The 14,662-nt window shown below is 66.9% G+C and carries 12 protein-coding genes and 1 pseudogene; 6 read left to right on the forward strand and 7 right to left on the reverse strand.

Annotation, left to right across the window (positions count from 1 at the left end; translation table 11 throughout):
* Positions 1–93 precede the first annotated feature (93 nt).
* Complete coding sequence (locus ASE02_RS03535) at positions 94–2,928, reverse strand: TonB-dependent receptor (RefSeq protein WP_056731188.1); 2,835 nt, start codon at positions 2,926–2,928, stop codon at positions 94–96.
* Positions 2,929–3,329: 401 nt separating this feature from the next.
* On the opposite strand from ASE02_RS03535, the gene queC reads away from it, so the two are divergent.
* From queC to ASE02_RS03550, 3 genes are read left to right on the forward strand one after another with little or no spacing between them, the layout of a single operon-like run.
* Positions 3,330–4,061 carry a 7-cyano-7-deazaguanine synthase QueC gene (queC, locus tag ASE02_RS03540; protein WP_056731277.1) on the forward strand — a complete coding sequence of 244 codons (732 nt, stop codon included), beginning with the start codon at positions 3,330–3,332 and terminating at the stop codon, positions 4,059–4,061.
* Positions 4,058–4,690, forward strand: a complete 633-nt coding sequence (queE, locus tag ASE02_RS03545; protein WP_056731190.1) for a 7-carboxy-7-deazaguanine synthase — start codon at positions 4,058–4,060, stop codon at positions 4,688–4,690. Before queC ends, queE begins: the two co-directional genes overlap by 4 nt.
* A 38-nt stretch (positions 4,691–4,728) precedes the next feature.
* Complete coding sequence (locus ASE02_RS03550) at positions 4,729–5,103, forward strand: 6-carboxytetrahydropterin synthase (protein ID WP_056731192.1); 375 nt, start codon at positions 4,729–4,731, stop codon at positions 5,101–5,103.
* Here the strand turns inward: ASE02_RS03550 and ASE02_RS03555 are convergent.
* The 4 genes from ASE02_RS03555 to ASE02_RS03570 all read right to left on the reverse strand — a co-directional run bounded on the left by ASE02_RS03555 (position 5,100) and on the right by ASE02_RS03570 (position 7,912).
* Positions 5,100–5,303 (reverse strand): NF038104 family lipoprotein, encoded by a 204-nt coding sequence (locus tag ASE02_RS03555; protein WP_056731194.1) that lies wholly within the window; start codon positions 5,301–5,303, stop codon positions 5,100–5,102. The genes ASE02_RS03550 and ASE02_RS03555 overlap by 4 nt on opposite strands.
* A gap of 59 nt (positions 5,304–5,362) precedes the next feature.
* On the reverse strand, positions 5,363–5,872 hold the full coding sequence (locus ASE02_RS03560; RefSeq protein WP_056731196.1) for a response regulator: 510 nt from the start codon (positions 5,870–5,872) through the stop codon (positions 5,363–5,365).
* Positions 5,873–6,073: 201 nt separating this feature from the next.
* Positions 6,074–7,195: a chorismate synthase gene (aroC, locus tag ASE02_RS03565; RefSeq protein WP_056731198.1), complete on the reverse strand. Its 1,122-nt coding sequence runs from the start codon at positions 7,193–7,195 to the stop codon at positions 6,074–6,076.
* A gap of 33 nt (positions 7,196–7,228) precedes the next feature.
* Complete coding sequence (locus ASE02_RS03570; RefSeq protein ID WP_156405894.1) at positions 7,229–7,912, reverse strand: DnaJ C-terminal domain-containing protein; 684 nt, start codon at positions 7,910–7,912, stop codon at positions 7,229–7,231.
* A gap of 101 nt (positions 7,913–8,013) precedes the next feature.
* On the opposite strand from ASE02_RS03570, the gene pdxH reads away from it, so the two are divergent.
* The gene (gene pdxH, locus ASE02_RS03575) at positions 8,014–8,679 is read left to right on the forward strand and encodes a pyridoxamine 5'-phosphate oxidase (RefSeq protein WP_056731201.1); all 666 of its coding nucleotides are present in this window, start codon (positions 8,014–8,016) and stop codon (positions 8,677–8,679) included.
* Complete coding sequence (locus ASE02_RS03580; protein WP_056731203.1) at positions 8,676–10,178, forward strand: bifunctional aminoglycoside phosphotransferase/ATP-binding protein; 1,503 nt, start codon at positions 8,676–8,678, stop codon at positions 10,176–10,178. Before pdxH ends, ASE02_RS03580 begins: the two co-directional genes overlap by 4 nt.
* A 4-nt stretch (positions 10,179–10,182) precedes the next feature.
* Here ASE02_RS03580 and ASE02_RS03585 read toward each other — a convergent pair whose 3' ends face one another.
* Entirely contained in the window at positions 10,183–11,298 is a 1,116-nt protein-coding gene (locus tag ASE02_RS03585; RefSeq protein WP_056731205.1) for an endonuclease/exonuclease/phosphatase family protein, read from the reverse strand.
* Between the two features lie 149 nt (positions 11,299–11,447).
* Positions 11,448–12,509 (reverse strand): annotated as a pseudogene (locus ASE02_RS03590) (NAD(P)/FAD-dependent oxidoreductase); the annotation flags it as partial.
* A gap of 183 nt (positions 12,510–12,692) precedes the next feature.
* Here ASE02_RS03590 and ASE02_RS03595 point away from each other — a divergent pair.
* Complete coding sequence (locus ASE02_RS03595; protein WP_235536595.1) at positions 12,693–14,543, forward strand: long-chain-fatty-acid--CoA ligase; 1,851 nt, start codon at positions 12,693–12,695, stop codon at positions 14,541–14,543.
* The last annotated feature ends 119 nt before the right edge of the window (positions 14,544–14,662 follow it).

The raw sequence follows: 14,662 nt of genomic DNA on the forward strand, positions 1-14,662 counted from the left end.
GCCGAAAATGTTCTGAGCGCCCATGCGGACAAGAAAAAACCGCCGCCCCGGTTGGGGCGGCGGCGAGGCCGAACGACGAAGGTCGTCAGGCGATCAGAAGCGCTTCTGGATCGAGACGCCGTAGGTGCGCGGCTCGGTGTAGAAGGCGTTGCGGTACAGGCCCGAGGAGTCGTCGGTCAGGTAGAAGTCGGTGATGGCTTCCTCGTCAGTGGCGTTCTTGACGAAGCCGGCGACTTCCCAGCCCGATTCGGGATTGGCGAAGGTCAGGGTCAGGTTGACGTTCTGCCAGTCGTCGATCCGGTCAGGCTCGCTGTTGTAGATCCGCGCGAAGGTTTCGGTCTGCTTGTAGTAGTCGCCCCGCAGGGTGGCCGACCAGTTGTTGCCGAACTCGTAGGTGTACTGAGCGCCCAGCGAGATGGTCCAGTGCGGGGCGTTCGGCAGTTCCTTGCCGTCGAGATTGACCGGCACGCCGTCGCTGACCAGGCCGCCGAAGGCGTTGGTCCCGACCGCGAGCGCGCCGCCGCCGATATTGGTTCCTGCGCCGGCTGTGGAGGTCGGCGTACAGGCGCCCAGCACGGCGAAGGGGTTGTTCGTCGCGTTCGAGAAGCCCAGCGCCGTCTGGGCCGAGGCCACGCTGACCACGCAGTTGGAGGCCGCGGCGGTCTTGATCAACACCAGGTTGGGATTGCTCTGGGTGCGATTGAAGGTGTCGATCGATTGGCCTTTGCCGATCTCGGTGTCGAGCCAGCCGATGGCGGCGTTGAGGCGCAGGCCCTGCAGCGGCTGCCAGACCGATTCAAACTCCGCGCCCTTGATCTTGGCGTCGATGTTCTCGTTGGTGGAGGCGCGGTTGACGATCTTCGAGACCTGATAGCCCTTGTAGTCATAGTGGAAGGCGGTGACGTTGAGGGTCATCGTGCCGTTCAGCACGGTGTTCTTCGCCCCGATCTCGATGGAGTTGATGAACTCCGGATCGAAGGTCGCCGGGCCGCAGATCACGCCGGCGCCGCCGCTGCAGGGGGAGTTCAGGCCCCCAGCCTTATAGCCGCGCGAGTAGAAGGCGTAGACCAGGGTCTCGTCTGTGAAGCCGAGGTCGGGCTTCCAGTCGAAGCCGATCCGGCCGGTCGTCTCCTTGAACTTCACATGCAGGATGTCGGGGGTGCCGGGAATCGGGCCGCCGATGCCGCTGCCGGGGGTGCCCAGGGTGACTTGGTGGTTTTCGACTTCCTTGTCATCGACGGTGTAGCGCAGGCCGCCGGTGAACTTCAGGGTGTCGGTCGCCTGCCAGTACAGTTCGCCGAAGAAGGCGTGCGAGCGCAGGTCGTAGGGGCCGTAGGCGTCGTAGTAGTTGTGGCCGCTGCGGTTGGGCTCGTAGTTCTGGTCGACGGCGATGCAGGGCGATGGCCCGTTGCAGTTCGGGTTGCCGGTGTTGAACAGGTTGTTGAGCTGGTAATAGCCGGTCCCGGTGTTGAACATCACGTAGTAGTCGCCGGTCCCCTGATAGCGGACCATGATCGCGCCGACGTTGAAGTTGAACGGTCCGTCATAGGCCGACTGCAACCGCACCTCGTGGCTCCACTGCTCGGTGAAGGCCGAGGAAATGTCGCTGGTGGTGAACCTGTTGGCCGGCTTGTTCTGGGCGTCGTTGATTACGCCGCCGGGGAACAGGCTGGCGTAAATCCCGGCATAGCCAGGCACCGCGGCGAAGGCGTTCACTGGATTGGGCGAGGTGTTGAACGAGGTGCTGGGCGTGTAGCGGTTGTAGTCCTGGCGCGTATAGAGGTCGAACTTCGTATAGGCGGTCAGCCAGGTCAGCCGCAGGTCGTCGGTGAGGTCCCAGTCGAGGTTGAACTCGTAGATGTCGGTCTTGGAGCGGTAGATCGGGTCGAAGCTCGACTCGATGTCGCGCACGTCGCTGGTCTGCATCTTGCCGGCGTAGGCGTCCCCGGTTTGGAAGCCGCCCAGCGCGCCGAACAGGCCGCCCAGGGTCGCCTGGGAGTTCACCGTGCCGAGTGCGCCGGCCGAGTAGAGCGAGGTCGCCTGGCAGCCTTGGCTGAACAGGCCGCGCTGGATCTGGCCGATCAGGCCGCCGGCCGCGGCGGAGTAGCCGAGACCGCCGACATTGGAGGGGCCGTTGTCCTTGGTGCAGAACTGCTTGCCGATCCGCGAGCGGCTGTCTTCTTCGTCGAAGTGGTCGATCATGAAGTAGGCGCGGAAATTGTCGGTCGGCGTGAAGCCGAGGGTCGCGCGGCCGCCCCACAGGTCGCGGTCGTCGGCGTCGTTGCCGGTGACCAGGTTTTTCCCGAAGCCGTCGCGCTTCAGGTACGACCCGGCCACGCGCAGGGCGAAGACGTCGCCCAGGGGCAGGTTGACCATGCCGCGCACCTTGCGGGTGCTGTAGTTGCCGATCTCGCCCCGGATCATCGCCTGGAATTCATCGACCGGCTTGGCGGTGATCAGGTTGACCACGCCGCCGGTGGCGTTGCGGCCGTAGAGGGTGCCCTGCGGCCCGCGCAGGACCTCGACCCGTTCCACGTCGTAGAACTCGGTCTCGAACAGATTGTTGGAGATGAGCGGGGCGTTGTTCAGGTGGATGCCGGTGCCGGCGTCGCCCGAGCCGGCCACCAGCTTGGAGCCGATGCCGCGGATTTGGAAGTTGTAGCCGGTGAAGTTCCCCTTGGAGAAGTTCACGTTCGGGACGGCGAGCACCAGGTTTGGACCGCCGTCGATCTTGCCCTTCTCAAGCGCGTCCTGATTGAAGGCCGAGACGGCGATCGGAACGTCCTGAAGGGCTTCCTCACGCTTTTGAGCGGTGACCACCAGCTCTTGGATGACGTTCTGGGACCAGGCCGGCGAAGCGATCGAACTCATCGCCGCGGCAGACGCACCCACGATTAGTAGGCTCCGCAAATGCAGAGTGTTCAACATTCCAGATTCCTCCCAGTACGCCCGAGGCTCTCTACATATCGGCCCGGTACGTCAGCATCGCCGCGCAAGATTTCAGCCAAGGGGTGGCGGCCAATCCCCCGACATTTCAAAGGCTCGCGCCCAGTTGTGGAGTCTGTCAACGTGACGTCGATAAGTTATCAGCGTTCATGTCGAAACTTCCGAATTGATGTTGCGCAAATACCAATGCTTCGAAAACTCACAATTCTGGGTAGATGCGAATTGATGGGGTCAGCGATGACTGAAGCTGTGTTGATGTCGTCGATGCTGCAACTGCGAACACTTTCCGACGTGCCGCTTTTCGATGTTGCGGTATGGGCTGGGGCGCGAAGACTCGTCGCACCGGGCTTCCGGTTTGCGCCTCGCGCGCGCATATGGGGCCGATGAGCGAAGCTTCCCCTCAGACCCGCGCCCTTGTCCTGTTCTCCGGCGGCCAGGATTCCAGCGTCTGCCTGGCCTGGGCCCTGGCGCGTCATGGCCATGTGGAGACGGTCGGTTTCGACTACGGCCAGCGTCACGCGGTCGAAATGGAACAGCGTTCTGTGGTTCGTGATGCGATGCGCGCGCGTTTCCCTGAGTGGGCGGATCGGCTGGGCGAGGATCACGTCCTCGACTTGAGGGGTTTCGGCGCGGTGGGTGAAACCGCCATGACGCAGGAGCGGGCCTTCGAGGTGACGGAGAAGGGGCTGCCGAACACCTTCGTGCCCGGCCGCAACCTGGTCTTTCTCACCTATGCGGCGGCCTTGGCCGATCGGCGAAATTTGCGTTTTCTAGTAGGCGGGATGTGCGAGACCGACTTCTCCGGCTATCCGGACTGCCGTCGTGATACGCTCGAGGCCCTTGAAAAGGCTCTGAACATGGGCATGGCGCAGGACTTTGTCGTCGAGACGCCGTTGATGTGGCTGACCAAGGCTCAAACCTGGGGTCTGGCCCAGGATCTGGGCGGCGAGGACCTAGTCGAATTGATACTTGAGGACAGTCACACCTGCTATCGCGGCGCTCGCGGAGAGCGCCACGACTGGGGCCACGGCTGTGGCGATTGCCCCGCCTGCGACTTACGCGCCAAGGGTTGGCGCGAATGGGTCGCCGCCGGCCGCCCGGGGAACGAGGCATGAGCTACGCGGTCAAAGAGATATTCCTGACGCTCCAGGGCGAGGGCGGGCAGGCGGGCCGGGCGGCGGTGTTCTGCCGCTTCGCCGGATGCAACCTGTGGTCGGGTCGCGAGGAGGATCGGGCCTCCGCGGTCTGCACTTTCTGCGACACCGACTTTGTCGGCATGGACGGTGAGGGCGGCGGGCGTTTCGCCACGGCCGAACGTCTGGCCGACGCCGTCGAGGCCGCCTGGACCGGCGGGCGCGATGATCGGCTGGTGGTCTGCACGGGCGGCGAACCCTTGCTGCAGTTGGATCCCGCTGCGATCGACGCCCTGCATGCGCGGGGCTTCAGCATCGCCGTGGAGACCAATGGCACCCTGGCGGCGCCGGCCGGCGTCGACTGGGTGTGCGTCAGCCCCAAGGCCCAGGCCGCCATCGTCCAGACCAAGGGGCAGGAACTGAAGCTCGTCTTTCCTCAGGTGGACGTCGATCCGGCCCGCTTCGAGCATCTGGATTTTGAGCGATTCCTGCTGCAGCCGATGGACGGTCCGGCGCGTGTCGAAAACACGCAGGCGGCGATCGCCTATTGCCTCGCGCACCCTCGGTGGCGTTTAAGCGTCCAAACCCACAAGTACCTCGGCATTCCGTGAGACCATGCCTGGTCTCCGAACGCCCTAAGACCTGCTGAATGACCCAACCTGTTTTTGAAATCACCAAGGCCGCGACCTTCGATGCGGCGCACTACTTCGCCGATGGGCCGGAACACCGGCCCTACGCCAATCTGCATGGCCACTCGTTCAAGGTCGAAGCCACCGTGCGCGGCGTCCAGCAGGAGCCGGTGGGCTGGGTGGCCGACCTGGCCGACCTCGACGCCGAGCTGAAGGCGGTCGCCGCCCAACTCGATCATGGCCTGCTCAACGAGAAGCCGGGCCTCGAGCGCCCGACCCTTGAGCACCTCTGCCTCTATTTCGCCGAGCGGCTGAAGGTGCGCTTCCCGGGCCTGTCGAAGATCGTGGTCTCGCGCCCGACCATCAGCGAGAGCTGTGCGCTCAACATCGTCTAGCGGCGCTTCTTGTCCTGATCCTTGTCGCCGTCGGGAATGACGGCGCCGGCGGCCATTCCGACGCCCTTGGCGGTCATGCCGACAGCTGCGCCGGTGACGCCGACCGCGGTGCCGACGACAGCGCCGGCGAGGCATCCGCTTAGCGGAACCGTGAGCCCGGCCAAGAGCGACAGTCGGACGGCGAGGCGGGCGACGTGCATGGCGAGCTCCTGAGGAGCCGCCTCTCTAGCCGCCAAAAATCGCCAAATGGTGACGGCGCTCAGCTGCGCAGGGCGCGGACCGTGGGACCGTCGGCGGCGCGCCGCCACGGGCCGGGATGCTCGGGGTCGTTCCTGCGGCGGCGGTCGGGGCCGAAATAGTCGTCCGAGCGGATGAAGGGCCGGGCGTGGTCGATGAGCTGCTGCAATCGCCCGATCACCCCGCGGGCGGTGATCGGCTTGGCCAGGAACTCGTTGATCCCGACATCGCGCGCCTCGTGGATCCGGCGCAGGGTCGAGTGGCCGGTGATCATCAGCACCGGAACCATCGGGTTGGGACTGTCGGGCGAGTTGCGCAGCAGCCGGACGAAGTCGATGCCGTCCAGCGGCTCCATGGCCAGGTCGGTCAGGACGATATCGATGGCGTGGGCGCGCATGGCCTGCAGGGCCTCGGCGCCGTCGGCGGCTTCGTAGATCTGTTGGATGCCGATAGCGCGAAGGATCTCGATCAGCAACACGCGAGTGTAGCGATTATCCTCGACGATCAGAATTTTTAGAAGCTCGAGGCGCACAGTCTCTGACTTTTCGGTTGAGACTAATTCAGGTCTATCCGCGACAGCGACGAGGCGACTCAAGAGACCGCCCCCGCAGTCAGGTGTGAATACCGGCGTGAAACTTTCGCGGTCAACTCAAAAAACTCAAGTCAACCTTGAGTGGATTTCAAGTAAAGTCGGCTAGGCGACGTGGGCGCGGCGAAATCTAGACGGCGTCCATCAGCTGCGTGTCGTGGCGCCGGGAGTGAAGGCGCCGCCGCCGGTCTGGCCGCGATGGCGCAGATAGGCGTCGGCCAGCACGCAGGCGGTCATGGCCTCGACCACCGGCACGGCGCGCAGGCCCACGCAGGGGTCGTGGCGGCCCTTGGTGCGCAGGTCGATCTCCTCGCCGGCCTCGTTCAGGCTGCGGCGCAGGGTGAGGATCGAGGAGGTCGGCTTGAACGCCACCCGCGCCACCACCGGCTGGCCGGAGGAGATGCCGCCCAGGATGCCGCCGGCGCTGTTGGACAGGAAGATCGGGCCGTCATTGCCCATGCGCATCTCGTCGGCGTTCTCCTCGCCGGAGAAGGCGGCCGAGGCGAAGCCCGCGCCGATCTCCACGCCTTTCGAGGCGTTGATCGACATCAGGGCCGCCGCCAGCTCGGCGTCGAGCTTGCCATAGACCGGCGCGCCCCAGCCGGCCGGAACGCCCAGCGCCTCGACCTCGACAATGGCGCCGGTCGAGGAGCCGGCCTTGCGGACCTTTTCCAGGTGTTCTTCCCAGACCGAAACCATCTGGGCGTCCGGGCACCAGAACGGGTTCTCCGTGCGCTGGTCCCAGTCGAAGCGGTCGCGGTCGATCGCATGCGGGCCGATCTGCACGACAGCGGCGCGGATCGTCACGCCGGCCAGGATCTTGCGCGCCACGGCGCCGGCCGCCACGCGCGAGGCGGTCTCGCGCGCCGAGGCCCGTCCGCCCCCGCGATAGTCGCGCACGCCGTACTTGGCGAAATAGGTGTAGTCGGCGTGCCCGGGCCGGAACTGGGTGGCGATCTCGCCGTAGTCGCGCGAGCGCTGGTCGACGTTCTCGATCATCATCGAGATCGGCGTGCCAGTGGTCACCTGACCGCCCGTGCGCTCGTCCTCGAAGACGCCCGACAGGATCTTCACCGCGTCCGGTTCTTGGCGCTGGGTGACGAACTTGCCCTGGCCTGGACGGCGTTGGTCGAGCCAGACCTGAACTTCCTCGGCGGTCAGGGCGATGCCGGGAGGGCAACCGTCGACCACGCAGCCGAGAGCCGGCCCATGGCTCTCGCCCCAGGTGGTGACACGGAAGAGGTGGCCGAAGGTGTTGTGCGACATGGCGGCGCTTTTAAAGGCGAGAGGCGCGCAGCGCTAGGCCGCCCAGGCCGCGGCGAAGCGTCGGCGCAGCGTTCTGGCGGCGGAATCGGTGGTGCGGACTTGGGCCGCGAGGCGTAGGAACATGTGTCCCTGGCGATGTTTGCCGCGCGCCGGCAGTCCCTGGCCGACCAACCGCACCAGGCCGCGTTCGCCGGCCTTGCGGGTGATCCAGACCACGCGGCGACCGAGCGGGGTATCCAGCGCGACCCGGCCGCCCTGGGTCAGCAGGTGCGGATCCAGCGGCACGGTGAGCCAGAGATCATCGCCGCGAACCAGCATTTCCCCGTCGCTGCGCACGGCGATCTCGAACTCGATGTCGCCGACCCGCAGGGTGTCGCCGGTCCGCAGCCCCTCCGGCACGACGATTTTCAGCCGGCGGCCGTCGGCCGTCTCCTGCAGCAGGACGCCGCCGTTCAGGGCGAGCAGGGGGGTGATCGGCAGGACGGCGTCGGTGCGGGCGGGGCGCGCCACCGTGGCCGGCGGCTGGATGATCCTGTCGACGGCCTTGGGCTGGTTCAGTAGGTGAAAGGCTTCGACGGCCTCGCGGAACCGCTCGGCGTCGCCGCCCGGACGGTCGGGATGGGCCTGCTTGGCGGCCTCACGGAAGGCGAGCCGGAGCTGGGCGGAGTTGGCGAACGAGGAGACCCCGAGGATCTCGCGCGCCCGTTTCCTCTGCATCGTTGGTGGTGGGGGCGCGGCCATCGGCGGGACTGTGACCTCGTCGTGGTCAACGGTGCGTTAAGCATGCCAAGCTCGCGAACTCGCGCTATACGGCGACCATGAGCGACAAGACCGCCATCCCGCCGTCTCCCAGTGAAGACGAGTACGTCCGCCAGGTGTCCGCGGCCGAGCCGCCGCCGCTGCTTTCGGCCCAAGATCCGTTCGAGCTGTTCGCCGACTGGATGAAGGAGGCGGTCGCCAAGGAGCCGAACGACGCCAACGGCATGGCGCTCTCAACCGTCGACGCCGACGGCATGCCCGACGTGCGCATGGTGCTGTTGAAGGACGCCGGTCCCGACGGCTTTGTATTCTACACCAACCTCGGCAGCGCCAAGGCCCGCCAGCTTGCGGTCAGTCCGAAGGCGGCCCTGCTATTTCACTGGAAGTCCCTGCGCCGTCAGATCCGCGTGCGCGGGACCGTGGTTCCGGTGACGCCGGAAGAGGCCGACGCCTATTTCGCCACCCGCGCCCGGCCGGCCCAGATCGGGGCCTGGGCCTCGGAGCAGTCGCAACCCTTGCCGGACCGTCTGGCGTTGGAGAAGCGCATCGCCGAGATGGGCCTGAAGTTCGGCATCGGCAAAGTCACCCGGCCCCCGCACTGGTCCGGCTACCGCGTCGTGCCCGAGGCGATCGAGTTCTGGCGCGACCGTCCCTTCCGGCTGCATGAACGCCTGGTGTTCGTCCGCGCCGGGGAGGGCTGGACCACCCAGCGCCTCTATCCTTGACGGACGCCGAAGAAGCCGAGGTCACAGCCTGGTTCGGCGAGCGCGCCGAGCGGACGATCGAGACGGCCTGCGCCCGGGTGTTCCTGGCCGGCGACACCGCCTTCAAGGTCAAGCGACGGGTCGAGCTCGGCTATCTGGACTATTCGACGCTGGACCTGCGCCACTGGGCGCTGGAGCGCGAGCTGCGCTTCAACCTGGCGGCCACCTCCGACATCTATCGCGCGGTTCGCAAGCTGACCCGAACGGCGGGCGGCGGGCTGGAGCTGGACGGCGAGGGGGCGGTGGTCGAGTTCGCGCTGGAAATGCGCCGCTTCGACGAGAGCTTCGTGCTGGCCGCGCGGCCCTGGGCCGTGGACGGCCCCTTGGCCGAGGCCATGGGCCGCGAGGTGGCCGGGGTGCATGCCCGCGCCACGCTCCGGCCGCAGGGCGGCGGCGGCAAGGCGCTGAAATACACCATCGATTCCAACGCCAAGCTGATCCGCGAACTGGCCCCGCAACTGGGCGAGGCGCGCGTCGAGGCCCTGATCGCCGCCACCGACGCGGAGTATTTTCGCCGCGAGGCGTTGCTGGACGGCCGCCGAGCCGCGGGCTTCGCGCGCCACTGCCACGCCGATCTGCACCTGGGGAACATCCTGCTGGAGGACGGCAAGCCGATCCTCTTCGACTGCATCGAGTTCAACGACGTCCTCTCCGACATCGACATCCAGTACGATCTGGCCTTCCTGTTGATGGACCTCGACTTCCGCCGTCGGCGCGACGCCGCGGTGCGGGTGCTGTCGGCCTATCTGGACGAGGGCCTGCGTCACTTCGGGCCTGATCTGCTGGACGGCCTGGCGGCGCTGCCGCTGATGCTGTCGGTCCGGGCCGGGGTCCGCACCCACGTCCAGGCCCATAGCGGAGACCTCGAGGCGGCCAGCGCCTATCTCGACGCCGCGCTCGCCCATCTGTCGCCGCCGTCGCCGCAGCTGACCGCGGTGGGCGGACTGTCGGGCAGCGGCAAATCCACCTTCGCGCGCCTGATCGCGCCGGGCCTGGGGGCCTCGCCGGGCGCGGTGGTCCTGCGCACCGACGAAATCCGCAAGCGGCTGCTGGGCGTGGCGCCCGACGCCCAACTCTCTTCCGCCGTCTATTCCCCGGCCTTCTACGCCGAGGTCTATGACGCCCTGCTGCGCGAGGCCGGAGCATTGCTGGCCGCCGGCCGGGCGGTGGTGGTCGACGCCACCTTCATCCAGCCGGACCTGCGCGCGCGCGTCGAACAGTTGGCGGCCGAGGTCGGGGCGCCTTTCCACGGCGTCTGGCTGGAGGCTCCGCCCGAGGTGCTGGCCGCGCGGATCGAGGGGCGGCAGGGCGACGCCTCGGATGCGACGGTGGCCACCCTGCGCATGCAGCTGGAACGCGACGTCGGCCCGATCGGCTGGGTGCGCGTAGATGCGTCAGGTCCGGCCCAGGATGCGGCCGAGGCCTGGTCGGCGACCTATGGCGGTTCGCCGCTGACCTGACCGCTCAGGGCTGGCCGCCGGCGATCTCGGAGTCCGACGCCGCAAGCTGCGGCGTCTCGGCGGGCCGGGGAGGTGACGCGGCCGCCAGGCTCGGCTTCCAACTCAGCCGATAATTGACCAGGTAACCGTCGTGATCGGAGAGCCGCCGCCGGCCGGGCGCGGCGCCGAAGACCTTCTCCACGCTGATCGGCCGGACGCTGACCGCCCCGTCGCCGGCGAAGGCCTGTAGGTCCTGGGAGCGCAGCCAGGGCTTTTCGCCATCGGCAGGAGCCTGACCCGCGCAGGGGTTGGCGCGGTGGTTGCAGAACTCGCTGACCACCACATAGGGCCGTTCGGCCGCCTGGTAGTCGTAGCGGTCGGGCGCGTTCCTGACGTTGAAGTCGCCGCCGATCAGCAGCGGCGTGGAAGCCTTCCAGTGATCGTTGATGAAGGCGTTCAGTTCCTCGGTCTGCAGATTGTGGGCCCGCAGGGAGCGCTTTAGCGGCACTCTCGAGGCGCCCCTCGAATTCAGGTGGGTGTTGATGATGTCGAGGTCCTGCGGCAGGCCGGGCGGGGCCAGGCGGACCAGCATGGCGCCCTTGTTGGCCAGGCAGTCGAAGCCGGCGCAGAACCGATAGGGGGTGTTGCGAACCTCCACGATGGGATCGTCGGTCAGCACATGCAGGCCCGCGCTGGTGAACTTGCCCCATCCCTCGCCGAACCGGACATATCGAACACGCCGATAGTGTCGCCCGTCCTGCGGCGCCGACCCGGAGGCGCGCTCGAACCGGGTCGGCCCCTGCGCCCAGTAGCGATAGCCGCTGGTCTTCACCAGGTCGCTGACCTCGCTGCGGAACCCTTCCTGAATGAGGACGACGTCGGGCTGGCGGCCTTCCTCGCGCATCGTCGCCAGTTCAGCGCCGATCTTCTTCAGCGCCTTGGCGCGGCCGCGCGCGATGGGCCAGGGCAGGCCGCGGATATTGTAGGTCAGCACGCTGATGTCGGTGCTGTGGTCGTCGCTCGCAGCGGCCCGTTCCACGATCACCGGCGGCGGTGAGATGATCGTGGCGCCGCCGCCGACCGGAGCCGTCGCCGCGGTGGCCGCAAGTACGGGAGCTGTCGCTATCGCCGCCAGATTCACAGTTCGCGAGCTTCCGCTGGTTTGAGATGCAGCCGATCGATCTATCGAGTCTCAGAGAACCACGGCCAAATGAAAACCTGGTGACAGCCGCGCGCCTAGACGGCCTGGCCCGCCACCCAGCCCGACGACCACGCCCATTGGAAATTGTNCGCCGCCATGGTCTTGGAGTCCAGCTCGTCGGTGTCGACCCCGCCCAGGGTGACCTCGGCGGTGCGGTAGCCTTCCGAGCCGACCGGCTTGACCGTCCAGGCGTTCACCGCCTCATCAATGCGGGCGATCAGCTTGTCCGACAGGTCGCCGACATTGGGCGGGGCGCCGATCTCCTCAAGGATCATCTGGGCCACGCGACGCGGCAGATGCTCGGCCAGAACCGTGACGACCGCCTGCTTGCCGCGCGATCCGCGGGCGGTCTTCAGCGTCTGGGTCAGGTCCAGGCCAGGGGCCATGGTCACGGTGATCGCCTGACCCTCGCGCCAGTAGGACGAGATCTGCAGGATGGCCGGACCGCTGAGGCCGCGGTGGGTGAACAGCATCGCCTCAGTGAACTTGGTCTTGCCGCAGGCGGCCACGGCGTCGACCGCGACCCCGGCTAGGGGCTTCAGCCGCTCCAGCGTCTTGATCTCGAAGGTCAGCGGCACGAGGGCGGGGCGGGTCTCGATGATGTTCAGCCCGAACTGCTGGGCGATCTCGTAGCCGAAGCCGGTGGCGCCCATCTTCGGGATCGACTTGCCGCCGCTGGCGATCACCACCGAGCTGCAGGTGACCGCGCCGTGGGTCAGGGTCAGCTGGAAACCGTCCGACGTCTTCTCCACCTTGTCGACGGCGGTGCGCAGGCGCAGCTCGACGCGGTGGGCGCGCATGGCGCCCGTCAGCATCGCGATGATCTGCTTGGCGGAGTCGTCGCAGAACAACTGGCCCAGCGTTTTCTCGTGATAGGCGATCCCCTCGCGCTCCACCCAGGACACGAAGTCCTTCTGCGTGTAGCGCCGTAGGGCCGAGATGCAGAAGCGCGGGTTGGTCGAGATGAAGTTGGCCGGCGCGGCGTGAATGTTGGTGAAGTTGCACCGGCCGCCGCCGGAGATGCGGATCTTCTCGCCGGGGGCTGCGGCATGGTCGACGACCAGCACCTTGCGCCCGCGCTTGCCGGCCTCGATGGCGCACATCATGCCCGCCGCACCTGCGCCGATCACGACGACGTCGAAGAAATCCAATTGCCGCCTCGCGACCTGATCAAAAGAGAGGCTCTTCGATAAGAGGCGGACCTCCAAGTCAACCTGAGCCTTGGCGACATCAAGTTTAAGTCGCCCGTTCGGCGGGCGCCGCGTTGCTTAAAAGACTTGGTGAATCTAGCTTGCGCGCCAGCCCAAAGGGCAATGTCGGGAGGAGACAATATAATGCAAGGCTTGATGCAGGACTGGCCGTTGACGGTCGACAAGATCCTGGACCACGCCAAGGCCTGGCACGGGGGACGCGAGATCGTCAGCCGTTCGGTCGAGGGACCGATCGTCCGCACCACCTACGCCGAGATCCATGAGCGCGCCAAGCGAGTGTCCAACGCCTTGCTGGGCCTGGGGATTTTGCCCGGAGACCGGGTCGCCACCCTGGCCTGGAACACTGGCCGCCATATCGAGGCCTGGTACGGGATCATGGGGATGGGGGCCGTGTGCCACACCCTGAATCCGCGCCTGTTCGCCGAGCAGCTCGTCTACATCATCAACCACGCCGACGACCGGATCATCATCACCGATCTGACTTTCGTGCCGGTCCTGGCCTCGATCCGCGATCAGATTCCCGGCGTGAAGCACATCATCGTGCTGTCCGACGAGGCTCATCTGGACGGCAGCCTGCCCGGCGCGCTGGCTTACGAGACCCTGGTTGAGAACGCCTCGGCCGATATTTCCTGGGGCGGGTTCGACGAGAACACCGCCGCGGGCCTTTGCTACACCTCGGGCACGACCGGCAATCCGAAGGGCGTGCTCTACTCGCACCGTTCGAACTTCCTGCACACCCTGGTGACCATGGGGTCCGACGTACTGGGGATCAAAGCCACCGACACCGTATTGCCGGTGGTGCCGATGTTCCACGCCAACGCCTGGGGCCTGACCTTCTCGGCGCCGGCGGTCGGCGCCAAGCTGGTCATGCCGGGTCCGAAGCTGGATGGCGCTTCGGTGCACGAACTGCTGGAGACCGAGGGCGTCACCTTCTCGGCCGCGGTGCCGACGGTCTGGCAGATGCTGCTGACCCACCTGCGCACCAGCAAGGGCACGCTGAGCACCCTGAAGCGGGTGGTCATCGGCGGCTCGGCGGTGCCCGAGGCCATCGTCCGCGGTTTCCGCGACGAATACGGCGTCGACGTCACCCATGCCTGGGGCATGACCGAGACCTCGCCGCTCGGCACCCAGGCCACGCCGAACTACGCCATCTCGCAGATGGACGCCGAACAGCAGCTGCAGTTCAAGCTGAAGCAGGGACGCGCGCCGCTGGGCATCGAGCTCAAGCTGGTGGACGATGACGACAAGCCGCTGCCGCACGACGGGACGACCTTCGGGCGCCTGAAGGTGGCCGGTCCGTTCGTGGTCGGCGAGTACTTCAGGGCCGAAGGCGGCAAGATCCTCGACCAGGACGGCTTCTTCGACACCGGCGACGTGGCGACCCTGGACGAGCATGGCGTGATGCAGATCACCGACCGCGCCAAGGACGTCATCAAGTCGGGCGGCGAATGGATCTCGTCCATCGAGATCGAGAACATCGCGGCCGGCCATCCCAAGGCCGAACTGGCCGCCGTGATCGGCGTGGTCCACCCCAAGTGGGACGAGCGTCCGCTGCTGCTGGTCAAGCTGAAGACGGGCGAGGCGGCGACGAAGGACGAGTTCTTGCAGTTCCTCGACGGCAAGATCGCCAAGTGGTGGATGCCCGACGACGTGGTGTTCGTCGACGAGATCCCGCTCGGCGCCACCGGCAAGATCGACAAGAAGCTGATCCGCGAACGGATGAAGGACTATGTCCTGCCGCCCGCGGCCGGGGTGGCCAGCGGCGCCGTGGCCTTGGCCGCGCCGCCCGAGCCCAAGATCTACGCGCCGGAGCCGGAGCCCGTGGTCGAGCCGGGGCACGAGGATGACGCCTGGCTGCACTGGACCCCGGACGCGGCGCAGTCGGTGGATCGGAGCCGCCGGGAGGCGCCGGCGGCGCCCGCCGACCACGTGGAGGCCCCGGCGGACGCCCAACTCCCTTTTCGGGGGAGGTAGCTGCGGCTGAAGCCGCTCCGCCTCCCCGGCCGGAATCTGTCCGGCCTGCGATCTCGCCGTCGCCGACGCCGCCCTCATCCCGGGGGCGGTCGGTTTCGGCGGGATTCGCCGATCTCTAT

The organism is Phenylobacterium sp. Root700 (assembly GCF_001429025.1).
In the GTDB taxonomy this organism is placed as follows: Bacteria; Pseudomonadota; Alphaproteobacteria; order Caulobacterales; family Caulobacteraceae; genus Phenylobacterium.